The following is a 24,896-nucleotide window of genomic DNA, read 5'->3' as shown; positions in this document are numbered from 1 at the left end:
CATCGGTAAAATGCGCGGCAGTTTTTTTGTCTTTACAGGTTGTTATGCAATACCGAGTCCGACCTATGCTTGCCAGCGACATGGACGGCATCTTGGATACCCAGGCCCTTGCCTATCCCAACTTTCTGCTGGAAAGCGCTGCGTTCTTTTTGAATCGCTTGATGCTCGCGCCCGATCACTGCTGGGTGGCCTGCGCGTCGGACGATGACGCCGTGCTGGGTTATCTGATTTCGTATCCCTGGGACGCGGGCTTGCCGCCTGCCCTGGGGGTGGCGTTGACGGCGCTGCCCACGCAGGCTGACCACTGGTTCCTGCACGACTGCGCCGTGGCGCCGTCCGCGCAAGGGCTGGGCGTGGGCCAGGCGCTGCTGCACACCGCGGCTTCGCGCGCCATGGAATGCGGACTGCAACGCGCCAGCCTGGTGTCGCTGGCATCGGCGACCAGCTACTGGCACCGCCACGGCTACCGTCCCGTGTCCGAGGCAAACGCCACGCCCGATAAAAACGATTTGGCCTTGGCCGACAAATTGGCGGGCTATGGCCCTCAAGCCAGCTACATGGCGCGCAGCTTTCCGCTGTAGCCGCCGTGTCCCGGGCCTTGCATCGCGAGGCCCCGCGCGTTGACGCTTCTTTTCTATACATCGCGACATTCGCGGCCGTAATATAGGGCCGCAATCTCAATGATGTGGCGGCAACGGTTCCGATAGTCTGACTTGCTGCGCCCCGCCCGGGCGCGAAGGTTTATATGATCTCGCTTTCGCCCGTCCAGTCCCTGCTAGCCTGCTGCCTGGTGCTAGTCATCGGCCGCGTGCTGACCACCAACATCGGCATCCTGCGCCGCTACAGCATTCCCGACCCCATCGTAGGCGGCCTGTTGTTCGCCATCCTGGCCTACGCTCTGGCGAACTGGGGCGGCGTTTCCGTCTCGATGGAAACCAGCATCAGGCCCACCTTGCTGCTGCTGTTCTTCGGCTGCATCGGCCTGACGGCAAACCTGAAATTGCTGGCCAAGGGCGGCCCCCGCCTGATCGCCTTTCTACTGGCGCTGATCCCCTTCCTGATTTTGCAGAACGCCGTGGGCCTGGGCATGGCCTGGCTGCTGGACATGCATCCGCTGATGGGACTCTTGGGCGGCACGATCACCCTTGTGGGCGGACATGGCACCGGCGCGGCCTATGCGACGCGCTTTGCCGACTTCAACAACATCCAGGACGTCATGGCCCTGGCGATGACCTCCGCCACCTTGGGCCTGGTGCTGGGTGGCGTGGTGGGCGGCCCGGTGGCGGAATGGCTGATGCGCCGGCACAAGCTGGCCGGCAGCCTGGACCCCCAGGCAGATACCGGCAACAAGGTGCCAGACCTTGCCGAGCCCACGGAACCCGCCACCGCCGGATCGTTCATCGTGTCGATGACGGCGGCGTTTGTCTGCCTGGTCGTGGGCGGCTATCTGGCCATGCTGGTCGAGGACGCCCCCGTCAGCCTGCCCAACTTCCTGTGGTGCCTGGCCACCGGCGTGCTCATCCGCAACGGCGGCGCGCGCCTGGGCCTGAAGCTGGACGACCGCGTCACCGAGATCATCGGCACCATCGCGCTCTCGCTCTTCCTGGGCATGACCATGATGACGCTGGACCTGTCCAGCGTGGCGCGGCTGGCCGGCCCGCTGGCCCTGATGCTGGTGGTGCAGACGCTGTTCTGCGCGCTGTACGCCGCCTGGGTGGTGTTCCGGCTGCTCAAGAGTGACTACGAAGCGGCCATCATGTCGGCAGCCTTCTGCGGCTTCGGCCTGGGCGCTACCGCTACCGCCATTGCCAACATGCAAGCCTTGACGCGCCGCCACGGCCCCGCGCCGGAGGCGTTCATCGTGGTGCCGGTCACGGGCGCGTTCCTGGTCGACATCCTGAACGTCATCGTGCTGACGTCCTTGATCTCCTTGCCGTTCGTGGGGGGGATGTGACCATGTTCAAACGCCTTGTCCTGATCGCGCTCTGCCTGATGCTGGCCGCTTGCGGCCGCGCACCCGATGCCGATGCGCTACGTGCCGACGTCAACTCCGCGCTGGCCGCCACCTATGGCGAGGGTCTGTTCCGCATCACGGACCTGAAACGCCGTGGCTCCGCCTCCGACAGCAATGCGCCCGCGGGCGAAAGCCGTCGCGTGGTGTATTACGACGTCGAACTGACCTTGGGGCGCGACATCGCGCTGGGCGCCTGGGACCAACCCGGCGCGGCGTCGCTGGTGACATTGCTGGGCGCGGGCCCGCGCAGCATCAGCGGGGTGAAGTCTGGCGGGAACCAGGCCGGCGACCGTCTGGTGGCGCACGCCAGTGCCATCTATCGCCAAGAGGGCGACACCTGGAAACGCGTTACGCCGGCGGGCTTCAAAGCCGCCGAAGCACCGTCGCTGGATACCGGCGCCCCGCCCCCCGTCACCCGGCGATTGCTGGATGCGCTGGACCAGATCACCCATTCCGTCGCCTACAGTGCGTCAAGCACGGCACAGAATGTGGTTCAGCAGGAACTGGAACGCTCGGTCGCGCGCATCAATGGTCGGCTGGCGCGCCTGCAACAAGGCTACCCACTGGCGGGCGGCCCCGACGGTGGCGAATACGTGGCATTCGCGCGCGCCCTCAGCGCCGTGGCGCGCGCCCGCCAGATCCGCGTAACGCCGCTTATTACTGGCGGCGGCGCCGAGAACATCGCGCTGCTGCGCAGTGGCGACGCGGTGGTGGGGCTGGCGCAAGCCGACACCGCGCGCCTGGCCTATGAAGGCCGCGGACCGTTCGCCGCGCAGGGGCCGTTCGGCAGCCTGCGCGCGCTGGGCAGCCTGTACCCCGAACTGGTTCACATCGTGGTGCGCGACGACCCCGCATTGCGGGGCGTGCGTGATCTGAAGGGCAAGACCATTGCGTTGGGGCCGGAAGGCTCCGCCGTGCGCGCCACATTGGAGGCCGTGCTGGCCGCCCACGGGTTGCAAGCGGGCCGCGATTACACCGTGGCGGATACGCCTTTCGCGGCGTCCTTGCCCGCGCTGAACGCCGGCTCGGTGGATGCGGCGGCTCAAGTGATCGGCGTACCCGCCACGCCGCTGCGCGATGCGCTGACCCAGGCGCAGTTGAAACTGCTGCCCCTGGACCCTGCCGCCATCAAATCGCTGACGGCAAGCAACAGCGACCTGATGCCGCTGGAAATCGCCGCGGGCACGTATCCCAACCAGACCGCGCCGATCGCCACCGTCGGCACGGCGGCCCTGTTGCTCACCACGGCAAACCTGACCCGCGACGAAGCGTTGGTAGTGGTGCGCGCCGTCTATCAAACCGGCCAGGACCTGCTGGCCGCCGGCTCGGCCCAAGGTGCCCAGGTGTCGGTTGCCAATGCGCGACGCGGCCTGAGCGTGCCGCTGCACGACGGCGCCGAGGAAGGTTTGGCGGGGTTGGAGCACGCCAAGGCGCGCTGATCGCGGATGCGCTTATGATTGCGCTCCTAATCAGGAATTCCCATGAATAAATTCGACCTCCAAAAAACCCAGGCCTTGAAATTGGCCGGCCAGCTCAAGCAGTCCGCCACCCCCGACCGCTTCGGCGTGGCATCGCAGGCGCCCGATCGCCGGGAACAGCGCAAGCTGGACCAGGCGGCCGGCCTGGTGCCGTTTCCGTTGAAGCTGTCGCAGGCGCACGCTGACAAGCTGCGTGCCCTGGCGGCCGAACGCGGCGTGTCCACGAATGACATCGTGGCCGACGTCCTGCAGAAAGCCTTGGGCGAATAAGCCCGTATGCACATCTGGGTCGATGCGGACGCCTGTCCCGTAGTCATCAAAGACATTTTGTTCCGCGCGTCGCAGCGCTGGCAGGTGCCGTTGACCTTGGTGGCCAACCAGGCGCTATTCACGCCCCCTTCGCCGCTGATCCGCGCGGTGCAGGTGCCGCGCGGCTTCGACGTAGCCGACGCGCACATCGTCGAACGCGCGGAACCCGGCGACCTTGTCATTACCGCCGACATTCCGCTGGCCGCCGAAGTGCTGGCCAAAGGCGCGATGGCGCTCAACCCGCGAGGCGAGCGCTATTCACCTGAAACCATCCGGGAAAGGCTGGCGGTACGCGACATGATGGAAGAACTGCGGGCTGCCGGCATCGATACGGGCGGCCCATCGTCGTTCAGCCAAGCCGACCGCAAGGCGTTCGCCAATCAGTTGGACACCCTGCTGGCGCGTCTTAATAAAAAGTGATGTAGGCCTTGTACAAGATGGTGCCGATGGCCGTGATCAGGCCAACGCCCATCAATCCCATCCCGATATTGCGGTCGCGAAAGCCGAAACCGATCAGCATCATCGCCACACCCGTGACGACAATGATCAATATGGTGTTGTTGTGGGTATACATGGACGTCTCCCAGGCGCCGACAAGCGCCGCTTCCCTATGCTCGGACAAGCGCCGTTGAAGGATGCCCTTCCGCGAGTTGCCGCAAAACAATCATAGGGACGCCGGGACACGCTGGCGCACAACGGCAAGCGCCATGCTTGCGCCAAGTCAAGAAAACAAAAAAGCCAACCGGTTAGGGTTGGCTTGCTTTGCTTTTTTTTCCTTTCTTTTTTTTCTTTCTTCGCTCTCCAGTTTTTCAACTGGGTTGCTAGTTCCAAAGACGCTTTGCTTTTACGCTTTACCTAGTAGACAACAGCAATGAATAAATCCCTGCGCTGTCTTCCAAGGGTCTTTGGTGGGTGGTACAAGTTTCGAACTTGTGACCCCTGCCGTGTGAAGGCAGTGCTCTACCACTGAGCTAACCACCCTGAAAGAGGCGAAATAATAGCATAGATTTAAAAACGTGCGCAAGCGGACTGCGGCGATTATTTACGCCGCCGTCACCGGCGCATCCAGCTTGCGCCACACGCACTCGCCGCCCACCGACTTGTCCAGCGCGGCCAGATAGGCGTCATGCTCGGCCAGCTCTTCATCGCTGGCCTTCAGTACGATCAGACCCGAAGCGTCAAACTTCGCCAACACGATGCCGTCGCTGCCCGCGCCATCGTTGTCGTCCACATCGATCAGCAGCGCGTCCTGGCCGCGCGTCATGGCCAGCCACACTTCCGCCAGCAATTGCGAGTCAAGCAGTGCGCCGTGCAGCGTGCGGTGCGCGTTCGAAATGCCGAAGCGGTCGCACAGGGCGTCCAGCGAATTGCGCTTGCCCGGGAACAACGACCGGGCGTGCAACAGCGAATCGGTGATGGCTTCGCAGAACTCGGAGATCGGGCCGCGGCCCGTCTTCGCCAGTTCGGCGTTGAAGAACTTCACATCGAACGCGGCGTTGTGCGCGATCAGTTCCGCGCCCTGGATGAACTCGACGAACTTGTCCGCCACCTCGGCAAAGCGCGGCTTGTCAGACAGGAACTCCGTTGTCAGCCCGTGCACGGCCAAGGCCTCGGGGTCGCTCTCGCGGTCGGGGTTCAGGTAGATGTGCAGGTTATTGCCCGTGGGCATCCGGTTGACCAGTTCCACGCAGCCGATCTCAACGATGCGGTGACCCTGTGCGGGGTCCAGTCCGGTGGTTTCCGTGTCAAAGATGATCTGGCGCATAACTTATTCCGACGCTGCATTGGCCGACGACGGCGGCGTGTGGGCGCCCGGCGGGTGAGCCGGCGGATGCTCCGCGCTACCGGCATGGCCGGGTTTCTTGCGTGCGGTGGCAATCAGCGTATAGGCCACCGGCACGACGAACAAGGTCAGTAGTGTACCCAGCAACAGCCCGCCCACCAGCACCCAGCCGATCTGCTGGCGCGATTCCGCCCCCGCCCCCGTGGACAAGGCCAGCGGCACGGTGCCCAGCACCATCGCCCCCGTCGTCATCAAGATCGGGCGCAGCCGCAGCACGCTGGCCTCGATCACGGCGGTGAAAAGCTCTTTGCCTTCGTCGCGCAACTGGTTGGTGAATTCCACGATCAGGATGCCGTGCTTGGTAATCAAGCCCACCAGCGTGATCAGGCCGATCTGGCTGTAGATCGACAGCGTGCCGCCCGTCAGCCACAGCGCCAGCAGCGCCCCGGTCATGGACAGCGGCACCGACAACATGATGATGAAGGGGTTGCGCCAGCTTTCGAACTGCGCGGCCAGCACCAGGTAGATGAAGGCCAGCGCCATGCCGAAGACCAGATAGATGCTGCCCGATGAATCCCGGAACTCGCGCGACTGGCCGTCCAGGTCGGTGATGATGGTGTTGGGCAGTACGTCACGCGCCACCTGGTGCATGTGCGTCAGCACCTCGCCCAGCGCGTAACCTGGCGCGACCGCCGCATCGATTTTGACCGCGCGCAGGCGGTTGAAGTGGTTCAGCGACTGCGGCGACACGCCTTCATGCACGCCCAGCAGGTTGTCCAACTGCACCATGCTGCCGTCGCGCGCCCGCACGTAGATGCCGGAAATATCGGTGGGGTTGGCGCGGTCGCGCGGCGTCACCTGGACGATCACGTCGTACTGCTCGCCCTCGTCCTTGTAGCGCGTGACCTGGCGCCCGCCCAGCATGGACTCCAGCGTGCGACCCACCGTGTCCACATTAGCGCCCACGTCGGCCATCTTGTCGCGGTCCACGCGCACCCGCAATTCGGGCGTGTTCAAGCGCAGATCCGTATCCAGGTTGAGCAGGCCGGGATACTTGCGCAGCTCGGTCAGGAAAACCTCGGTCAGCCGCGCCAGCTCTTCGTACGACGCCTGGCTCATGATGATGAATTCCACCGGCTTGGACCGGGCCGACTGGCCCAGCGACGGTGGGTTGGTGGGAAACGCGCGCACGCCAGGCAGGGACGCAAACTGCGGCTGCAACTGCTGGGTGATTTCCTGCTGCTTGCGGCTGCGCTCTTCCCACGGCTTCAGGCGCAGAATGGCGGTGCCGTCCGTCACGGTGGGAAAGCCCACCGTGACCTGGCTGCCGCTGGCCTCGGAAATCTGTGAATAGAACTTCTCGATACCCAGCATGCTGTCCAGCGTGTAGTTCAGCGTGGCGCCCTCCGGCGAGTTGACGATGCCGAACACCACGCCGCGGTCTTCGACCGGCGCCAGTTCGCTTTTGACCACCGTGAACAGCACGCCGCTGCCCCCCGCCACCGCCACGCCTATCACCACCACCAGCCAACGATGACGCAGCGACGCGCCCAGCAGGCGGCGATAGCCGTTGCTCATGCCGTTGAGCCAGCCTTCGATCAGGTTGTACCAGCGGTTGTGATTGCTTTGATGGCGCAGCAGCACCGAGCACATCATGGGCGTCAGCGTCAGGGCAACGAAACCCGACACCAGCACCGCGCCAGCCAGCGCCAGCGCAAATTCAATGAACAGCCGGCCGGTGCGGCCCGTGGCGAAGGCAAGCGGCGCGTATACCGTCACCAGCGTCATCGTCATGGCCACCACCGCAAAACCGATTTCCTTGGACCCTCGCAGCGCCGCTTCCTTGCGCGGCATGCCGTCTTCGATATGCCGGTAGATGTTCTCCAGCACCACGATGGCGTCATCCACCACCAGCCCGATCGCCAGCACCATGGCCAGCAGAGTCAGCGTGTTGATCGAAAAGCCGAAGAAGTACATCAGCGCGCACGCCCCGACCAGCGACACGGGGATCGTGACGATGGGGATGATGCTGGCGCGCAGGTTGCGCAGGAAGAAAAAGATCACCAACACCACCAGGACGATGGCCTCGCCGATGGTGTGGAACACGGAATCAATGGAGCGCTCGATGAACACCGACGAGTCGTACGCGACGTTCAGCTTCATGCCCGCCGGCAGCGTTTCGTTCAGCCGCGTGACTTCCTGGCGCACCGCCGTGGACAGTTCCAGCGGGTTGGCGGTGGATTGCCGCGTGATACCGATGTTGATGGCGGGCTTGCCGTTAAAGCGCGAAAGGATGCGGTCGCTGGCCGCGCCGATCTCCACATTGGAGACATCGCGCAGGCGCACCGGGTAGCCCTTCACGTTCGCCACGATCACGTCTTCAAACTGCGCGGGCGTTTGCAGGTCAGTGGACGACACCACGGAAAACTCGCGGGCGCGCGATTCGATGCGGCCGGCCGGAATCTCCACGTTCTGGCTGCGCAGCGCGGCCTCTACGTCCTGCACGGTCAAGCCGTAGGCGGCCAGTTTGTCGCGGTCGACATAGATGCGCATGGACGGCAGGCGTTCGCCAAACACACGCACTTCCGCCGCGCCGGGCAATACGGACAGCCGGGTCTTGATGTAGCGATTGATGTAGTCGGACGTCTGGATCGCCGAGTACGAGCCCGACTCCACCGCGATGTAGATGATGGGCTGGGAATCGGCCTCAACCTTGCCGATGATGGGCTCGTCGATCTCATCGGGCAAAAAGCGCCGCGCGCGCGAGACTTTGTCGCGCACTTCGGCCGCCGCCGCGTCCGGATCGCGCGACAGGTTGAACTTGATGTTGATCAGGCTGCGTTCGGAACGGCTGCGCGAGGTCATCACGTTCACGCCCTCGATGCCCGCCAACTGGTCTTCCAGCGGCTTGGTCACCTGGGACTCGATCACCTCGGGCGAGGCGCCCTTGTAGGTCGTATCCACCGAGACAATGGGCTCGTCGATCTTCGGATACTCGCGCACCGTCAGGCGCGAATACGAGATCAGCCCGATCAGGACAATGATCAGCGACAGAACCGACGCAAACACCGGCCGCTTGATGCAGGTTTCCGAGATACGCATGGCGTCACCGCTAAAAAGAGAGAGGGGCCGCGCTCACGAGCCGCCGCCGACGACGTTCACGGCGGCGCCGTCCGTCACGCGCTGTATGCCCGCCACCACAAGTTGGTCGCCCGCCGCCACGCCGGTCAAGATTTCGACACGGCCTTCGCGGCGCTCGCCGATGGTGACTTCGCGCCGCTCGGCCTTGCCATCCTTGACCCGGTAAACGTACTGCGTTTCCCCGGACGGCGACAGTGCGGCTTCGGGCGCCACCAGCGCCTTGTCCTGATTGAACAGCAACTGCACGCGGGCGAACATGCCCGGGCGCAGCACGGCGTCGTTGTTGGCCACCGTGGCGCGCAGCAGGATGGACCGGCCGCCCGCGTCAACCAGCGGGCTGACGGCATAGACCTGCCCTTGGCGCTCCTGCCCCGGCAGCGCGTCCAGGCGCAGCGTCAGTTGCTGGCCCACGCGCACCTTGCTCAAGTACATTTCCGGCACGCGAAAATCCACTTTCAAGGGGTCGATCGCTTCCAGCGGTGCCAGGTCCTGCCCCTGGTTGACGTAGTCACCCACGGATACGCTGCGCAAGCCGACAATGCCGGCGAACGGCGCCGAAATCGTCATCTTGTCCAGGCGTGCCTGCGCCAGCGCCACGGCCGCCTCCTGCACTTTCAGCGTGCTGGCCGACTCGTCGCGCGCCTGCTGGCTGACGAAACCCTTGCCCTGCAATTCCACAGCGCGCCGGTAATGGCTTTGCGCCAACGTCAAATTGGCGCGCGCCTGCGAAAGTTCGGCGCGCGGCACGGAATCGTCCAGCCGTACCAGCACCTGGCCCCGGGCAACCGGCTGGCCTTCCTTGAATTCAATGGCTTGGATCCGCCCCACCACTTCCGGCCGCAGCACCACGGATTCGTCCGATCGCAAACTGCCCACGGCGGACAGGCCGCGGGCGAACGGAATTTCCTTGACGGTGGCAACCTCGACCCGAACGGGAGCGACAGGCGTGACAACCGGCCGGGCGGCGCTCTGGGCGGGAGGCGTTGCGCCGGGCGCAAGCCATCGCGGCACGAAAACGCCCAATGCGGCCCCCGCGGCCAACCCGGCCGCGACGGCGGCCAGCAGTACAGCTTTTTTCATGCGCGAATGTGGCTTTGATGCGGCGCGCCCCGGACTCCCCACTTGGACGACGCCACAGGAACTGGAATGGGGAAGGCACTGTAGCACCCGAATTTACATACTGGAACAATCCAGAAGCCGGATGAAAGAACTAAATCCGCCTCTCCAGGCGGATTTCAGGGTATTTCCCGATGTCTTCAGGCCCGCCGAGCCACTTCCACGCCCAGATTCGCCAACTGGTCGGCCCGCTCGTTGCCCTCGTCGCCCGTGTGGCCACGCACCCAGCGCCACGACACTTGGTGCCGCTGCACCTGCTCGTCCAGCGCCTGCCACAGCTCGGCGTTCTTGACCGGCTTCTTCTCCGCGGTCATCCAGCCGCGGCGCTTCCAGTTCACCAGCCACTCGGTCATGCCCTTCATCACGTACTGCGAGTCCGTGTGGATGGTGACGACGCAAGTGCGCTTGAGCGCCCGCAGGCCTTCAATGACGGCCATGAGCTCCATGCGGTTGTTGGTGGTTTGGAGTTCTCCGCCATGCAGGGTTTTCTCGTGGCCACCCGCACGCAGCAAGACGCCCCAGCCGCCCGGCCCCGGGTTGCCCTTGCAGGCCCCGTCGGTCCACATTTCCACTTTCTGGTCGATCGCTTTGTTGTCCTGCATGGTGCTGCTTGATAGTCCTTGTTCGTGCAAAGTAAGACGCGTGGCGCCGCGCTCAAGAGGGGTCGATACCATCGTCGGCGTGGCGGTTGACCACCACGGAAGCGGCGCGCGCGCGCTTGGGCTTGGTCTTCCAGGGGGCCCCGATGATACGCATGCCGGCCACGCGTTTGACGGCAGACACCATATATACCGCCCCGCCCACGCTCCACCAGCGAGCGCCCGCCGACTCCAGGAAGCCCCAGCGCTGCAGCCATTTTTCACTGCGGCAAGCCGGCGCATAGCAGCCGAACTGGCTTTCCTCGACCTCAAGGGACAGCAGCTTGAACCAGTCTTTCAGGCGCGGCAGCGACACTTGCGACGCGGGCGGTTGCGGCAGCCAGGGCTCCATGCCGGGCATGCGCGTACGCGCGCCCCACATGCTCCAGGGATTGAACCCGGAAATCACGACCCGCCCTTCCGGCACCAGCACGCGTTCGACCTCTCGCAAGACGTTGTGCGGGTCCTGCGTGCACTCAAAGGCATGCGGCAGAATCAGCAAGTCCACGCTTTGGGATTCGAATGGCAGGGCCTCGGGTTCGGCGAGCACCACCCGCGACTGCCAGTCGGCAACGCTTTCCGCCGAGGGGGTTTCCGTGCCCACATAGCCCTTGAAAGGCATGCGGTTGGCGCGCAGCAGATTCATGTCGGCCAGGCCGACCTGCCAGGCATAATAGCCAAACACATCCGCGACAGCCGCGTCGAACTGGGCCCGTTCCCAGGCCAGGGCGTACTGCCCCGGTGGCGTCTGGAACCATTCGGCCAGTTCTACAATCGGCGGAGTTTCTTCTGCCACGTTCTATTCCTTCGAATCTCATGCAAGCCTTGACCGCCCCCGCAGGCGGCCGCGAGCAACATGCCGCGGTCTTGCCTCTACCCGCCTTCACCGACAACTACATCTGGGCCATCGTCCATGGCGAAAACGCCGCCGTGGTGGACCCGGGCGAAGCCGGCCCGGTAGTGCAATGGCTCGAGCAGGAAGGCTTGAGGCTGCGCGCCATTCTACTCACGCACCATCACGGCGACCATGTGGGCGGTGTTCTCGAATTGTCACGCATGGCGGACCTTACCGTATACGGTCCGGCGCGGGAAAGCCTGCCGCGCTGCGATGTCGCGTTGGCCGAAGGCGACCGCGTCACGCTGCCCGAACTGGACCTGGACCTGCGCGTGCTGGACGTGCCCGGGCACACCGCCGGGCATATCGCCTACACCGGCCGGGCGGCCGGAATAGAACCCGTTCTGTTCTGTGGCGACACGCTGTTTGCCGGGGGCTGTGGTCGACTTTTCGAGGGGACTCCCGCGCAAATGCATGATTCCTTGGAAAAATTTTCCGTTTTACCGCCAGATACACAGGTTTTTTGCGCGCACGAGTACACTCTAGCGAACTTGCGCTGGGCATTGGCTGTGGATCCCGCCAACCGCACCCTGCATCAGTGGTATCAGCGAGCCCAGCAATTACGAGCAGAAGGTCTTCCCACGCTTCCGTCGACGATCGGTCAGGAACGCGCGACGAACCCGTTTTTGCGTACGCAGCAAGTCGACGTCATCCGTGCCGCAGCCAGCTGGGCCGGACACACTCAACCTACGCCGGTAGAGGTCTTTGCCTCCCTGCGTGAATGGAAGAACGATTTCAAGTGACCGCCTGATGAATCTATCCCGACTCCTTCTGCCACTCATGTTGGCAGTCCTCGCCGGTTGCGCAGGAACCAAAGCCCCCGACAGTAAAAACCTCACCACCAATTCCCAAGGGCGTTACATCGCCCGGGATACGTCCCGAACGGTTGACCTGACCAACCCGCCGAGCGACGCCTGGGACCGCATCCGCCGCGGTTTCGCCATCCCCAACCTGAACACCGAGCTCTCGCAGCAGTGGACCGACTACTACGCGTCCCACCCCGAGGCCGTTCAGCGCATGGCCGAACGCGCGGGCAAGTACCTGTACTTCATCGTCGACGAAATCAACCGCCGTGGCCTGCCCACGGAATTGGCGCTGCTGCCCTTCGTGGAAAGCGCCTACAACCCCACCGCCCTGTCGCGCGCGCAGGCCTCGGGCCTGTGGCAGTTCGTGCCGGCCACCGGCCAGCACTTCAACTTGAAGCAGGACTGGTGGCGTGACGAACGCCGCGATCCCATCGCGTCGACCAACGCTGCGCTGGACTATCTGGAAAAGTTGTTTGAGATGCAGGGCGACTGGTACCTGGCGCTGGCGTCCTACAACTGGGGCGAAGGCTCGGTGCAACGCGCCATGGCCAAGAACGAAGCGGCCGGCCAGAACACGGACTACCTGTCCCTGAACATGCCCAGCGAAACCCGCAACTACGTGCCCAAGTTGCAGGCCATCAAGAACATCATTGCCGACCCGCAGCGCTATGCGGTGGCGCTGCCCCCCGTGGGCAACACGCCCTACTTCGTGACGGTGCAGAAGAACAGCGACATCGACGTTGAAATCGCCGCCAAGCTGGCCGAGATGCCGGTGGACGAATTCAAGGCGCTGAACCCGTCGTTCAACCGCCCGGTCATCCGTGGCGATCACGGTCCGACCCTGCTGCTGCCGGCCGACCGCGTCGAGATCTTCAACGCCAACCTGACGAACTACAAGGGCGACCTGAGCGCCTGGAAGATCTATCACTCGCGCCGTGGCGAATCCTACGCCGCGATTGCGAAGCGCTTTGGCGTGACGCTGGCCGAACTGCGTGAAACCAACGACATCAGCTCGCGCCAGAAGTCCGCGTCGGGCCAGGCTCTGCTGGTGCCAGGCGAACCCGGCAACGCTGGCGTGCAACTGGCATCGCTGGCAGCACCGGTGGGCGCGCTGGAGCAGGCGCCGTCCGACAACAAGGCGGCCGCCCCGCGTGGCCGAGCCGCCCCGGCGCCCGCCGCCCGCGTGGCCAGCGCCCGCCCCAATGTGCGCACCCACAAGGTCCGCCAGGGCGACACGCTGTTCTCATTGGCCAAGCAGTACGGCACCTCGGTCGATGCCTTGCGTGCCCTGAACAACCTCAAGGGCAGCGCCCTGAAGATCGGCACCCCCTTGCGCGTGCCGGGCACCAACGCCCGCGGCTGATATCCGCCAGTCGTCCACCTAGAACGGCGCCCCCAGCGGGCGCCGTTTTTACAACTGCGCGAAGCCGCCAAACTCCTTAAAATGGGCGGTCTTTCAGCAGGAAAAAACTAAAGGAACCATCATGGGCTTTCTCGCCGGCAAGCGCATTCTCGTAACGGGAGTGCTTTCAAACCGATCCATCGCCTACGGCATTGCGCGCGCCTGTCACCAGCAAGGCGCCGAACTGGCGTTCACCTATGTGGGCGACCGCTTCAAGGATCGCGTGGTCGAATTCGCCGCAGAATTCGGCAGCAAGATCGTGCTGCCTTGCGATGTGGCCGAAGACAGCCAGATTGAAGGCGCCTTCACGGAACTGGCCCAGCATTGGGACGGCCTGGACGGCCTGGTGCATTCCATCGGCTTCGCCCCCCGCGAAGCCATCGCCGGCAACTTCCTTGATGGCCTGTCGCGTGAAGGCTTCCGCATCGCCCACGACATTTCCGCCTACAGCTTCGCCGCCATGGCCAAGGCCGCGCTGCCGCTGATGGAAGGCCGCAACGGCTCGGTGCTGACCCTGACCTACCTGGGCGCCGAGCGCGTGGTTCCCAACTACAACACCATGGGCTTGGCCAAGGCATCGCTGGAAGCCAGCGTGCGTTACCTGGCCACGGCGCTGGGCCCGCGCGGCATTCGCGCCAACGGCATTTCCGCCGGCCCCATCAAGACGCTGGCCGCAAGCGGCATCAAGGACTTCTCGTCCATCCTGAAGTTCGTGGAATCGCAGGCGCCGCTGCGCCGCAACGTCACCATTGACGACGTGGGCAATGTAGCGGCGTTCATGCTGTCGGACCTGGCCGCCGGCGTCACCGGCGAAATCACCCATGTGGACGCCGGCTTCTCGACCGTCGTCCCGGGCATGGAAGACTGATTCTTCACCTGGGGCGGGGCGGTTTACCTCCCCACCCCAGGGTCGGCTCAAGCCGGCCGCACCACCAGCGTGGACACCTGCACGTCCACCGCCGTCATCAGCTTGTGGATCGGGCATTTCTCGGCAACGGCCAGAAGCTCATCGATCTGGGCGTCTGACAGCTCGCCATGCAGCGTCAGCTTGGCAGTCAGGCGATAAACGCCCTTGCGCTCCTCGCTGGCGTCGCGTACCACCTCCACATCCACCGCCTTCAGCGGCAGCTCCTTGCGCTGGGCATAGACCATCAGCGTCATTGCCTTGCAGCCCCCCAGCGCGGTGTCGAAATAGTCATGCGGATCGGGGCCCTCTCCTTGCGGCCGCGGCATCGCCAGCGGCAAGTCGTGGCCCTCGGCCGTAGCGGTGAATTGCAACGTGTCGGGTGCATTCTGATGGACGCGGATGCTCATGAATCGGATCTCCTGGAGTTGGCATCCGTTGCGGACGCCGCAAGCCCACTTGTAGCATCCGCCGGCGTCATCCACACCTGACGGAGTGCTGAACTTATTCTTGAGCCACTGGTCGGATATCCCTATCCGCAATTCACGAACTGACTTAGGGGGACGCATGAGCGCCAGACAACTTCTTGATCAATTGCTGCAATCGGGCCAAGGCCTGCTTTCGGACGCCACCAACCGCGTACAAGGCGCGACGGGCGGCTCGGCAGGTGGCAAGGGGTCGTTCCTGACCGGCCTGGGCGGCGGTGCGCTGGGCGCAGGCGCGCTGGGCTTGTTGATGGGCAGCAAGAAGGCACGCAAGATCGGCGGCAAGGTTGCCATGTATGGCGGCATGGCGGCGCTGGGCGCGCTGGCCTACCGCGCTTATGGCGACTGGCAGCGCAACCAGGCCGGTGGCGCGCAAGCCGCGCCGCCTCAAACCCTGGACCGCCTGCCCGCGCCCGAGGCCGAGCAGCACAGCAACGCCGTGCTGACCGCCATGATCGGCGCGGCCAAGGCCGACGGCCACATCGGCCCCGAAGAACGCGGCCTGCTGGAAACCGAATTGGCCAAGCTGTCATCCGACGCCCAAGACCGCCAGTGGCTGGAAACGGAATTGTCGCGGCCGCTGGACCCGGCTGCCGTGGCCCAGTCCGCCAAAACACCCGAAATGGCCGCCGAAATGTATCTGGCCAGCCTGCTCGTCGTGGACGAGGAAAGCTATATGGAACGCGCCTACCTGGACGAACTGGCGCGTCAGCTTCGGCTGGAGCCCGGCTTGAAGGAAAAGCTGGAACAGCACGCCAAGAGCGCGGTCGCCTGATCGGCGTCGATGACGTCGGCACAGGGCCGACGCCATCGACACCACCGCCCTGTCAATCCGCGCGCAGGCCAATGGACGCCGTCAACGCCGTATAGCGGTCGATGTCGGCATGGATCATCGACTGAAACTCTTTCGGTGTGCTGCTGGCGGGCGTGAAACCTTGTTCGCGCAGCGCGGCCTGCATCTCGGGCCGCCGTACGATCTTGCTCACGGCGGCGTTCAGTTTGTCGACCACGGCGCGCGGCGTGGCGGCTGGCGCCAGCAAGCCATGCCATTGGTCCAAGGCGTAGCCCGCAACGCCCTGCTCGGCAACCGTGGGCACGGTGGGCATCAACGGCGAACGCGCTGGAGACGTCACCGCCAACGCGCGCAGCTTGCCCGCGGCAATCAGCGGCGCCGCGCTGGACGCCGTCACGACACCCATCGCCACCTGGCCTGCCGTCACATCCTTCAGCGCGGGGCCGCACCCCTTGTAGGGCACTTGCTGCAACACCGCGCCGCTGGCTCGCGCCAACATTTCCCCGGCCAGGTGTTGCGGCGTGCCGTTGCCGCACGAAGCAAACGGCAAGGGTGCGCCGGGCACGGCCACGGCCAGCGCGTCCCCCAGGGATTGCAGCGGCGATGCGGCCGGCACCACGAAGACGGACGGCACGAACGCCACATTGATCACGGCGGCAAAATCCTGCTTCGGCGAAAAATCCAGGTTCCGATAGACCCCGGGATTGATGGCGAATGAACTGTTCACCATCAACACCGTGTAGCCATCTGGCGGCGCCTCGGCCACGATGCGTGCGCCGATATTGCCGCTAGCGCCGGGCCGGTTTTCGACGATCACCGGCTGACCCAGTTGTTCTTGCAGGCTGGCGCCGATGCGACGCGCCAGCAAATCCGTGCCACCGCCCGGCGGAAATGTCACCACGATGGTGATGGGGTGCGTGGGGTAGGTGGCGTCGACCGCCGCATCGCCCGACGGCGAATTGCCGCAGGACGCCAGCGCAAGAACGGTACCCAAGGCAAGACTAGTTCGAAGCAGGCTTTTCATGATGGGCTCTCAGGCGTCCAGGCCGATGTCCAGCACCTTGGCGCTGTGGGTCAACCAGCCGACGGCAATCTGGTCCACGCCGGTGGCGGCCACGGCGGCGGCAGTCTCGGGAGTGATGCGACCCGAGGCTTCGGTTATGGCCCGGCCGCGCGCCATGTCGACGGCGCGGCGCAGGTCGTCCAGGCTCATGTTGTCCAGCAACACCACGTCCACGCCTAGCGATAGCGCCACGTCCAGTTGCGCCAACGTGTCCACTTCCAGCTCGATCTTGACCATGTGGCCCACGCCCGCGCGGGCGCGCTGCACGGCGTTGGCAACGCCGCCCGCCAGTGCTATGTGGTTGTCTTTGATGAGCACGGCGTCATCCAGGCCGAAACGGTGGTTGCTGCCGCCGCCCACGCGCACCGCGTACTTCTGCACGGCGCGCAAGCCCGGCAGGGTCTTGCGGGTGCAAGTCACGCGCGCGCCGAAGCTGGAAATGGCACGCGCAATCGAAGCCGTCGCGGTCGCCACACCGCTCAGATGGCACAGGAAGTTCAGCGCCACCCGTTCCGCAGTCAACATCGCCCGGGCATTGCCATGCAAACGCGCAATCTCGGTGCCCGGCGACAGGTCGGCGCCATCGCGCAGCGATGCGCTGAAGCGGATGGCTGGGTCCATGGCTTGAAACGCCAGGCGCGCCAGGTCCAAACCGGCCAACACGCCCTCTTGGCGTGACACCAGCCGGGTTTCGGCGATGGCGTCGGCCGGCACGATAGCGTCGGTGGTCAGGTCACCGGCGCGGCCCAGGTCTTCGAGCAAGGCGGCTTGAACCAGCGGCACGAGCATGATGTCCGGCAGAGGCGCGACAGTCAGGCGAAAGGCATTCGTAGGCACTTCGGCATTAATGCTCATTTTGAGTATTTATGAGTTAAAAAAAGGCGCGCAGAGGTTGCGCACTAGTTATGCTAAATACGAGCATAAGCCTTGTCAAGCGTCATAAGGTCCGCGACAAGGGCAATTTGCTACCGGCAATGGCGCGTTCCAGCAGCACGTCGCGCCGGAAACGGAACAGCTTGGCCGGCCGGCCCGCCGTGCCCGTCGCCATCTCGCCCGTTTCTTCAACCAACGCCTGCTGCTCGATCAGGCGACGGAAATTCTGTTTGTGCAGTGCCCTTCCCGCCAAGGCTTCAACCGCCAATTGCAGTTGCAGCAAGGTGAACTGGGCCGGCATCAATTCAAACACCACGGGCCGGTACTTGATCTTGGCGCGCAGGCGCGCAATGCCGGTCGCCAGAATGCGGCGGTGATCGTGGCGCATCGGCTCACCGGGCAACACGGCCTTGCCGCCCCCGCGCCGCACGGCCTCGGGCACCGCCCCCGCCTCGAACAGAAGCTCGTAGCGCTGCAACACCATATCTTCATTCCATGCCGCGCCGTCCAGGCCGAAGGTGATGGCGGCACGCTGCTGGCGGCGCGTGCGCACGGCGGGGTCAGCGCTGGCCCCGCACCATTGCGCCAACCACGGCACGATCAAATCCTCGACCAATGCGGGCGCGCCGGCACGCCGGTCTTCCCACGGGAAATAGCGGTACCAGTCTTGCCAGCCAACCTGCGCCACGCCGGTTTCGCCGGCTTCGCGCGTCAGGCCCAGATAGCTGACCGACATGACGCGCGCGCCCGATTCGTCGGAACGGTCGCCGTCGGCAAAGGTGTAGAGCTGTTCTACATAGCCCAGCGGATGGTGGGTTTGCGTTTCCACCCAGGCGCGCAGGCCGGCTTGCAAGGAACGATGCGACAGTTCGAACGGCCCGGCCGGCAAGGCGCTTGCGTCATCCGTGGTCAACACGCGCGGCTCGCCATTGGTCACGGCCACCAGCACGGCGACGAGTTCGGTATGGACGGAGCGTTCGACGGATTCGGTCAAGGATGGAGGTCGCGAAGGGTGGACGAGGGGTGAGCAAAGGGCGTAAGCAAGCGCATTGCACGGGCCTCGCCGCGAAACGGCGAGGAGCCGGAATTATAAGGTTCTGGCGCTGCAACAGCCCCTTGCAAACGTGACAGGCCGGATGGCCGCCAGAGCGTGCCCAAGGTCTAAGATAAACCGCAGGTACACAGGCGCGTCGCCATCCTGGGACGCCCGCAAGCGGAGCAAAGCCATGTTGAAAACTGCCCCCGACCCCCAAGCGCCGGCCAACCCCAAGGCCGTCGACCCACGCCCCCCCACCGACCCGCGTAAAGGCACGGAAACGCTACCGATGCCGGACCAAAGCAAGCAAGTGGCTGGCATGCCACGCGACGGACGCGCCATTGCGCAACCCGGAGAACCCGGCGTCATCACGCCCGAGGACGATGTGCTGGATACGTCCTACGAGAACCGCAAAACCTGACGCGGCGCAACGAGCGATGATGCGCTAGCCGCATCGACACGGTTAGCGTGCGGGCCGGACCGGCAACGGTTCGGCCCGCTGCACTTGAACACGGGAAATAGGCGCTCGCCTATATCAAGCAGGGGGCACCCGTTTCTACACTGCTACGCTTTCAAGGCCCTTTGGGCCGATGCCTTAGCGATATCCCCCATGTTCAAAAATTCCTTTCCGCGCATCGTCGCGGCATCTCTATTTGCCCTCCTTTTCCCCACCAGCCAAGCCCTTGCAATGGGCATCCAGCCTGAAACGTCGGTCGTGCTCGTGCACGAAAATACCGGCGAAGGCACCATCGGCATCAAGAACACGGGCGACGAACCCGTGCTGCTGATCTCCACGATCGAACACATTACCGAAGACCAAGACAATTGGGTCATGGTGTCGCCGCCCGCTGCCGTGGTGGCTCCCGGCAAAACGCAGTTGGTGCGCTTTTTGCTCACGCATGACAAGCCGCTGGACGTGCAGCGCATGAAGCGCGCCATCTTCGAAGGCATTCCGCAAACCGGTGAACAGGGCAACAAGCTGCACCTGACCATCCGACAGGACCTTCCGCTGATCGCGCTGCCCAAGAAGGTCGCCAACGACAACGCCCCGTGGCGCTCGCTGCAATGGGCCGCGCACGACGGCAAGCTGACGGTGCACAACCCCAGCCCCTACGTCGTGCGCATGGACCAACGCGTCAATGTGCAGCCGTCGGATCAGGCGCTGATCCTGCCCAAGACCTACATCTTGCCGGGTGAAACGCTACAGCTGGCCGGCACAGACGCCCCCCTGCAAGCGGGGCAGTCAAGCGTTCGCCTGTATCCCGCCAGCGTCTACGGCTATCAAGTCTCGTCTTTCGACGCGCCGATCAAGAACTGACGGCATCACTCTGCCCCCACGGGGCATCAACTCGCTTGGCCATGCTCGCAAGATCCGGCACCCGGGTCTTGCGGGCGTTGCGCGCCGGCTCCACTCATGGTTTTTCATGTTCTGCACCCGCTTACGCAATGCTCGCGGTGGTGCCTTCGTCGCCGCGAGCCTCCTGCTGTGCCTGCACCGGGCTGCCATCGCGCAGCCCGGTGCAGGCGGGTTCGACCTTGAAACCCTGAAAAGCCGCGGCTTGAATCCGGCCATCGCCTCACACTTCAAGAACGGGCCGCAATTCCTGCCAGGCCAACACACCGTGCACGTGAGCGTCAACGGGCGCAACGTGGGCCGCGCTGTCGCCACATTCGATGCCGGCGGCACGCTCTGCCTGACTCCGGAACTGCTAACCTTGGCCGAGTTGAAGGTGCCCGAAGCACAAGCCGCGGACTCGCAAACCTGCCCTGACGCATTTCTTCAGACATGGCCAACTACCACCATCGCGCTACAGCCCGAGCGCATGGCCGTGGACATCGTCGCGCCGCCAGGCGCCATGAACAGAACCGCCGCCACCACAACGTATCAGTCGGGGGGCCGCGCCGCCATCCTGAACTACGACGTCCTGTCGAGCCAGACGCGCCATATCGGCGGAAGGTCGAATTATCTGCAGGCTTATACCGAAGTGGGCCTGAACGTGAACGACTGGATCCTGCGCAGCAACAGCAGCTATTCCAATAGCGGCGGGAAGTCGACGTGGAACCACGTCGATGCTTACGCGCAACGTACATTTTCCACGTGGCACACCACTTTACAAGCGGGCCAAATCAATTTGCGAGGCGCGCTGTTTGCCGGCGTGCCGATCAACGGCATGCAGCTGTTTCCGGAAACCGCGCTACAAAGCAACGATCGTGGAGGCCCGCCCATCAGCGGCATCGCCCACACTCAGGCCCGCGTCGAAGTTCGGCAGAACGGTATTCCGCTGGCGTCCGCCATCGTGCCCCCCGGCCCGTTCACCATGACCGATGTACTGCCCCGGTCGTTGACGCAAGACCTTGAGGTCGTCATCCACGAAGCCTCGGGCGAAGAGCGCGTGTTCTACGTGCCCGCGGCGGCGTTGCAGGTGGACCGCGTTGGCGCAGCCACCGGATTCACCGGCGGCCTGGGCATGCTGCGCCAAACTGGCGGGGCGGGTGGCGACTCCCGGCCGGTCGCGGCGGCGGAATACGGTATCGCGGTGGGCAAGCGCGCCAATGTCGCGGCCGGATTATTGCTGACGCAGGACTATCGCTCGCTCGGGGCCCGCACGGACTTGGCTCTGCCCGGCAACATCCAGACCAGCGCACAGAGCACTTTCTCGCAAAATTCCCATACGGGACGCAGCGGGGCTCAGCACATCATATCGGTCTCGGCGCAAGTGCTGCCGGGCGTGTCTTCGAACCTGTCGCTGCTGCGTCGCACGGACGGCTACAGCGAAGTGCTGGACTACGCCAGCAGGCCGGTGAACGGTACGCAGTGGTACCCGAATCTTCGCGAAGACCGCATCAAGCAGCAGATCAGCGCAGGGTTGGGCTGGAACGGATCCACGCTGGGCGGCTTCAGCATGAATGTCAGCGAATCCCAGAGCACGCGCGGCCACTTGTCGCGTCGCGGCATTTTCAGTTGGGGCAAGAGCTTCGGTCGAACCAGCCTGTCGCTGTCATTCGAGCGTGACATGGGTTCCAGCCATCGCAACCAGGGCGATCTGATGTACCTCAACCTGAGCTTGCCGTTGGGTAAGCAGAGCGTCAGCGCATCGATGCAGCGGCAGGACAACGGCATGAGCTATGGCGTCAATACCGGCGGCGCCATCAGCGAGCAAAGCAGCTACACCCTGGCGGCCAATTCCGGTTCGCACGGCCAGACCAGCTATTCCGGTTCGGTCGGCGTCAATTCAGCCTTTACACAGCTGAACCTGGCGGCCAGCAGCTTCAAGGGCGGCTACAGCCATTCCGCGCGCATGCGAGGCGGACTGGTTGGGCACGCGCAGGGCTTGAGCTTTTCGCCCTACCGCGTCCAGGACACGTTCGCCATCGCTTCCGTGGGTGGCCTGTCGGGCGTCCGCCTGAGCACGCCGGCCGGCAACGTATGGACCGACCCCTGGGGCCGGGCCGTCATCCCGTCGCTGCCGGCGTACCGCAACGGGCAGATCCAGGTCGCCACGGCATCGCTCGCGCGCAATGTGGACTTGATCAACGGACGCTACAGCCTGGATCCGGCGCGCGGGTCGGTATCGGCCGTAGACTTCACGGTAGTCAGGGTTCGCCGCGCGCTCGTGACCGCCACCTACGCTGACGGCACGCCGGTGCCCAAGGGCGCAGCCGTGCTGGACGCCAACGGCGTATTCGTCACGTTGGTGGGCAGCGGCGGCCAGATATTCCTGCCCGACATGCTCGCGGGCGCCACGCCGTTCAGCGTGTCGCCATCGGAAGAGGCGTCATGCACGCTCGAATTCGACATCGCCGATACGCCAGACCTGAACGCGTTGTACGAACGCGCCAGTGCGACATGCACCCCGTAGAAGCCCCCCGTCTTGCCTAGCGCAAAAGGACACCATGACTCTTGCCCCCCCTCGTCTCCTTCGATCGTGCCGGTCCGCGCTGGTGCTGGCAGCGATGCTGGCAACCGCCGCCTGGACCACCCCTGCCGCGGCGCAGGCGCCGCACTCAGCGCCCATGACGCGCGGAGCAGCCGTAGCGCCGACAGCGGGCTGCATGGTGTCATTCGGCCAAGCCACCATCGACTACGGCAGCTTCACGGCTGGACAGTTGCGTCTGGATGGCAACCAGCGCTATCAGCTTGAGCCGCGCTTAGTGCCCTTGACCGTCAATTGCCCCACCGCGCGCCCCATCGCACTGCGCTTGAATGCCGCCGCGGGGCATCACGGCGCCGCGAAGTTCGCCGGCAACGGTGCGTTGCACGTCATGCTCAGCCACGTCCGGATTGACGGCCACGAAACCCAAGTGATCAACCCGGATGCGCCCCATGGCGCCCAACCCCGCATCGCCCTGCGTCCCGGCGACACCGTGATGCTGGAGAACGGCCGCGCCGGACGCAGTCTTACCGCCCAGGTCGCGTTGAACCCCGAAGTGGGCGATGCCGACATCCGCGTCGCGGACCAGACAGAATGGTCGGCGACCTTACAGCTTGAATTGGTGGATCGATAGCAGGGGCCGTTCGCCGTCCATGACGGTGAGCGTTGGGCTTACAAAAGCCCGCACAGCTTGAACAAGCCGTTGTCCGTAGTGACGCCCAGTTTGCGATAGGCCGTGCCTTTTTGCGCGCTGATGGTTTTGGGGCTGCGCCCAAACTTGATCGCAATGTCGGAAATGGTCATGCCCGCGAGCAAGCAGCGAATCACCTCACGTTCTCGGCCCGACAACGATGCGCCATCCAGCAAGCCACTTGTCGATGCGGACAAGGTTGCGTCGTCCGAAGGCGTGGCGCCCGCCAAGGGCTCGATCTGTTCGGTGCTTGCGCCGGACAGCAGATACGTCATCTGGGGATCGCAGTAGATGCCGCCCGCCGCCACCTTGCGCAGCGCAAGCACGATTTCCTCCTCGCGCCCGCCCTTGCCCACAAAGCCGTGCGCACCGGAACGCAAGGCCAGCGCAACGGTTGCGGGGTCGTAGAGCGCGGAGAACACCAAGATGCGCGCGTCGGGAAACTTGATGCGCAACATTTTGATCAGCGAAATGCCGTCAACCTCGGCCGGACCCAGCGAATAGTCGATCAACAGCACGTCGACGGATTGATTCGCAAGCGCCAGAATCATGTCCCGGCTGGTCTCGAATTCACCGATGACAAAAACGTTCCGGTTCTGTGACAGGTAGGCTGACACGCCAGCCCGCACTACCGGATGGTCATCCAGGATTGCGATACGCAACGGATAGAAATGAGATGCTGACAATATGGAATTCCCCGGTTGAGCCCAGATTTTCCACTGCTTCTCGTTGAGCGAAAAACCAACGTGGACAAATAGTAACGCAGCCGTTTACGCAACTGTAATGAAGATTAGGCTCATGCCTATATCCTAAAAGGCATCTGTCTCCTAGAGTGATTCCTTTGTCCCACCAGAAATTGGATAGTCATGAATCACTCGGTACGCCCTCTGCCCGCCCTGCGTTGCCTTCTCGCCGCAAGCTTTTTGATCGCCGCCTCGGCTCAAGCTGCTCCCACCGCGGACCTGACAATCATCGGCCGCATCACCCCGCCTTCGTGCAACCTTGAACTGGCTGGCGGGGGAATACTGAATTTCGGTGAGCACGCATTCAACTCACTCGCTCACGACGGCACCAAACTGGATTCCAAGACCATCGGCCTGAACATCACCTGCAACGGCAAGACGCGCGTGGGCCTGCACGTGGTAGACAACCGCGCCAGCAGCAAAGTTCTGAAGGCCTCGTTGAACATCAATGCCTGGGGTTCAACCAACGCCACCATTAGCGACCCGTTCATCTTCGGCCTTGGCTCCGTTGCCGGGCCGGACGACACGCAGGTTCCTATCGGCGGCTACATGTTCGGCTTCAAGGAAGGCGACGTCCAAGCCGACGACACCAAGGCCACCGTCCTCTACAGCGCGGACAAGCGCACTTGGCTGGCCGAAGCCATTCAGCGGCAGTTCATCAGCCCGAATTACACCTATGGGTTCTTCCTGGGTTCGCCGGGCGCTGGCGCCACGCCGGCAGCGGTCGCTTCGGTAACCGGCTCGCTTACCGTCACCCCGACGATCAACCGCGCCGCCGCTCTGCCGACCACCACGGCCATTGACCTGAATGGCAGCGCCACGATCTCGCTGGTCTACCTGTAAGCGCATTGCGT

The 24,896-nt window shown here is 64.2% G+C and carries 25 protein-coding genes and 1 tRNA gene; 14 read left to right on the top strand and 12 right to left on the bottom strand.

What is annotated here, in order from left to right; translation table 11 throughout:
• Positions 1–65: 65 nt before the first annotated feature.
• The 5 genes from M2361_RS28135 (at position 66) to M2361_RS28115 (ending at position 4,221) form a co-directional block, all read left to right on the top strand.
• Positions 66–581: a GNAT family N-acetyltransferase gene (locus M2361_RS28135; protein WP_259253027.1), complete on the top strand. Its 516-nt coding sequence runs from the start codon at positions 66–68 to the stop codon at positions 579–581.
• A 164-nt stretch (positions 582–745) separates the two neighbouring features.
• Positions 746–1,954: a sodium/glutamate symporter gene (gene gltS / locus M2361_RS28130; RefSeq protein ID WP_259253026.1), complete on the top strand. Its 1,209-nt coding sequence runs from the start codon at positions 746–748 to the stop codon at positions 1,952–1,954.
• A complete protein-coding gene (locus M2361_RS28125; RefSeq protein ID WP_259253025.1) occupies positions 1,951–3,453 on the top strand; it encodes a TAXI family TRAP transporter solute-binding subunit in 1,503 nt (500 codons plus the stop codon). The genes gltS and M2361_RS28125 overlap by 4 nt, the downstream gene beginning before the upstream one ends.
• Before the next feature lie 42 nt (positions 3,454–3,495).
• Positions 3,496–3,762 carry a hypothetical protein gene (locus M2361_RS28120; RefSeq protein WP_100853161.1) on the top strand — a complete coding sequence of 89 codons (267 nt, stop codon included), beginning with the start codon at positions 3,496–3,498 and terminating at the stop codon, positions 3,760–3,762.
• 6 nt (positions 3,763–3,768) lie between these two features.
• The gene (locus M2361_RS28115) at positions 3,769–4,221 is read left to right on the top strand and encodes a YaiI/YqxD family protein (RefSeq protein ID WP_259253024.1); all 453 of its coding nucleotides are present in this window, start codon (positions 3,769–3,771) and stop codon (positions 4,219–4,221) included.
• Here the strand turns inward: M2361_RS28115 and M2361_RS28110 are convergent.
• From M2361_RS28110 to M2361_RS28080, 7 genes are all read right to left on the bottom strand, one after another.
• Complete coding sequence (locus M2361_RS28110) at positions 4,208–4,375, bottom strand: tellurite resistance TerB family protein (protein WP_259253023.1); 168 nt, start codon at positions 4,373–4,375, stop codon at positions 4,208–4,210. The genes M2361_RS28115 and M2361_RS28110 overlap by 14 nt on opposite strands.
• Before the next feature lie 332 nt (positions 4,376–4,707).
• A tRNA-Val gene (locus M2361_RS28105) sits at positions 4,708–4,782 on the bottom strand.
• Between the two features lie 61 nt (positions 4,783–4,843).
• Positions 4,844–5,566, bottom strand: coding sequence for a DNA polymerase III subunit epsilon (gene dnaQ, locus M2361_RS28100; RefSeq protein ID WP_259253022.1), 723 nt, complete (start codon positions 5,564–5,566; stop codon positions 4,844–4,846).
• Between the two features lie 3 nt (positions 5,567–5,569).
• On the bottom strand, positions 5,570–8,686 hold the full coding sequence (locus tag M2361_RS28095) for an efflux RND transporter permease subunit (protein ID WP_259253021.1): 3,117 nt from the start codon (positions 8,684–8,686) through the stop codon (positions 5,570–5,572).
• A 33-nt stretch (positions 8,687–8,719) separates the two neighbouring features.
• On the bottom strand, positions 8,720–9,805 hold the full coding sequence (locus M2361_RS28090; protein WP_259253020.1) for an efflux RND transporter periplasmic adaptor subunit: 1,086 nt from the start codon (positions 9,803–9,805) through the stop codon (positions 8,720–8,722).
• 176 nt (positions 9,806–9,981) lie between these two features.
• Positions 9,982–10,443 (bottom strand): ribonuclease HI, encoded by a 462-nt coding sequence (gene rnhA / locus M2361_RS28085; RefSeq protein ID WP_050449156.1) that lies wholly within the window; start codon positions 10,441–10,443, stop codon positions 9,982–9,984.
• Between the two features lie 52 nt (positions 10,444–10,495).
• Entirely contained in the window at positions 10,496–11,275 is a 780-nt protein-coding gene (locus tag M2361_RS28080; RefSeq protein ID WP_259253019.1) for a class I SAM-dependent methyltransferase, read from the bottom strand.
• A 20-nt stretch (positions 11,276–11,295) separates the two neighbouring features.
• Between M2361_RS28080 and gloB the strand changes: the two genes are divergently transcribed.
• The 3 genes from gloB to fabI all read left to right on the top strand — a co-directional run bounded on the left by gloB (position 11,296) and on the right by fabI (position 14,450).
• On the top strand, positions 11,296–12,117 hold the full coding sequence (gene gloB / locus M2361_RS28075; protein ID WP_259253018.1) for a hydroxyacylglutathione hydrolase: 822 nt from the start codon (positions 11,296–11,298) through the stop codon (positions 12,115–12,117).
• Between the two features lie 7 nt (positions 12,118–12,124).
• Complete coding sequence (locus M2361_RS28070; RefSeq protein WP_259253017.1) at positions 12,125–13,543, top strand: transglycosylase SLT domain-containing protein; 1,419 nt, start codon at positions 12,125–12,127, stop codon at positions 13,541–13,543.
• 121 nt (positions 13,544–13,664) lie between these two features.
• Complete coding sequence (fabI, locus tag M2361_RS28065; protein ID WP_050447163.1) at positions 13,665–14,450, top strand: enoyl-ACP reductase FabI; 786 nt, start codon at positions 13,665–13,667, stop codon at positions 14,448–14,450.
• 47 nt (positions 14,451–14,497) lie between these two features.
• Here fabI and M2361_RS28060 read toward each other — a convergent pair whose 3' ends face one another.
• A complete protein-coding gene (locus M2361_RS28060; protein ID WP_259253016.1) occupies positions 14,498–14,896 on the bottom strand; it encodes an OsmC family protein in 399 nt (132 codons plus the stop codon).
• A 157-nt stretch (positions 14,897–15,053) separates the two neighbouring features.
• On the opposite strand from M2361_RS28060, the gene M2361_RS28055 reads away from it, so the two are divergent.
• Entirely contained in the window at positions 15,054–15,746 is a 693-nt protein-coding gene (locus M2361_RS28055) for a tellurite resistance TerB family protein (RefSeq protein ID WP_100853171.1), read from the top strand.
• 52 nt (positions 15,747–15,798) lie between these two features.
• Here M2361_RS28055 and M2361_RS28050 read toward each other — a convergent pair whose 3' ends face one another.
• The 3 genes from M2361_RS28050 to M2361_RS28040 form a co-directional block, all read right to left on the bottom strand.
• Entirely contained in the window at positions 15,799–16,788 is a 990-nt protein-coding gene (locus tag M2361_RS28050) for a tripartite tricarboxylate transporter substrate binding protein (RefSeq protein ID WP_259253015.1), read from the bottom strand.
• A gap of 9 nt (positions 16,789–16,797) precedes the next feature.
• Positions 16,798–17,682, bottom strand: coding sequence for a carboxylating nicotinate-nucleotide diphosphorylase (gene nadC / locus M2361_RS28045; RefSeq protein ID WP_259253014.1), 885 nt, complete (start codon positions 17,680–17,682; stop codon positions 16,798–16,800).
• Positions 17,683–17,764: 82 nt separating this feature from the next.
• Complete coding sequence (locus M2361_RS28040; RefSeq protein ID WP_259253013.1) at positions 17,765–18,694, bottom strand: NrtR DNA-binding winged helix domain-containing protein; 930 nt, start codon at positions 18,692–18,694, stop codon at positions 17,765–17,767.
• Positions 18,695–18,926: 232 nt separating this feature from the next.
• Between M2361_RS28040 and M2361_RS28035 the strand changes: the two genes are divergently transcribed.
• From M2361_RS28035 to M2361_RS28020, 4 genes are all read left to right on the top strand, one after another.
• Positions 18,927–19,157, top strand: coding sequence for a hypothetical protein (locus tag M2361_RS28035; RefSeq protein ID WP_050447155.1), 231 nt, complete (start codon positions 18,927–18,929; stop codon positions 19,155–19,157).
• A gap of 189 nt (positions 19,158–19,346) precedes the next feature.
• Positions 19,347–20,054: a fimbria/pilus chaperone family protein gene (locus M2361_RS28030; protein ID WP_259253012.1), complete on the top strand. Its 708-nt coding sequence runs from the start codon at positions 19,347–19,349 to the stop codon at positions 20,052–20,054.
• A 106-nt stretch (positions 20,055–20,160) separates the two neighbouring features.
• Positions 20,161–22,596 carry a fimbria/pilus outer membrane usher protein gene (locus tag M2361_RS28025; RefSeq protein ID WP_259253011.1) on the top strand — a complete coding sequence of 812 codons (2,436 nt, stop codon included), beginning with the start codon at positions 20,161–20,163 and terminating at the stop codon, positions 22,594–22,596.
• Between the two features lie 94 nt (positions 22,597–22,690).
• Positions 22,691–23,242, top strand: a complete 552-nt coding sequence (locus M2361_RS28020; protein ID WP_259253010.1) for a hypothetical protein — start codon at positions 22,691–22,693, stop codon at positions 23,240–23,242.
• Positions 23,243–23,280: 38 nt separating this feature from the next.
• On the opposite strand, the gene M2361_RS28015 is transcribed toward M2361_RS28020, so the two are convergent.
• Positions 23,281–23,985: a response regulator transcription factor gene (locus tag M2361_RS28015; protein ID WP_259253009.1), complete on the bottom strand. Its 705-nt coding sequence runs from the start codon at positions 23,983–23,985 to the stop codon at positions 23,281–23,283.
• Between the two features lie 180 nt (positions 23,986–24,165).
• On the opposite strand from M2361_RS28015, the gene M2361_RS28010 reads away from it, so the two are divergent.
• Complete coding sequence (locus M2361_RS28010) at positions 24,166–24,885, top strand: DUF1120 domain-containing protein (RefSeq protein WP_259253008.1); 720 nt, start codon at positions 24,166–24,168, stop codon at positions 24,883–24,885.
• Positions 24,886–24,896: the final 11 nt, after the last annotated feature.

Origin of the sequence: Achromobacter sp. JUb104 (genome assembly GCF_024806975.1) — a bacterium.
GTDB lineage: Bacteria > Pseudomonadota > Gammaproteobacteria > Burkholderiales > Burkholderiaceae_B > Achromobacter > Achromobacter spanius.
This window is presented reverse-complemented; position numbering and strand designations above follow the sequence as displayed.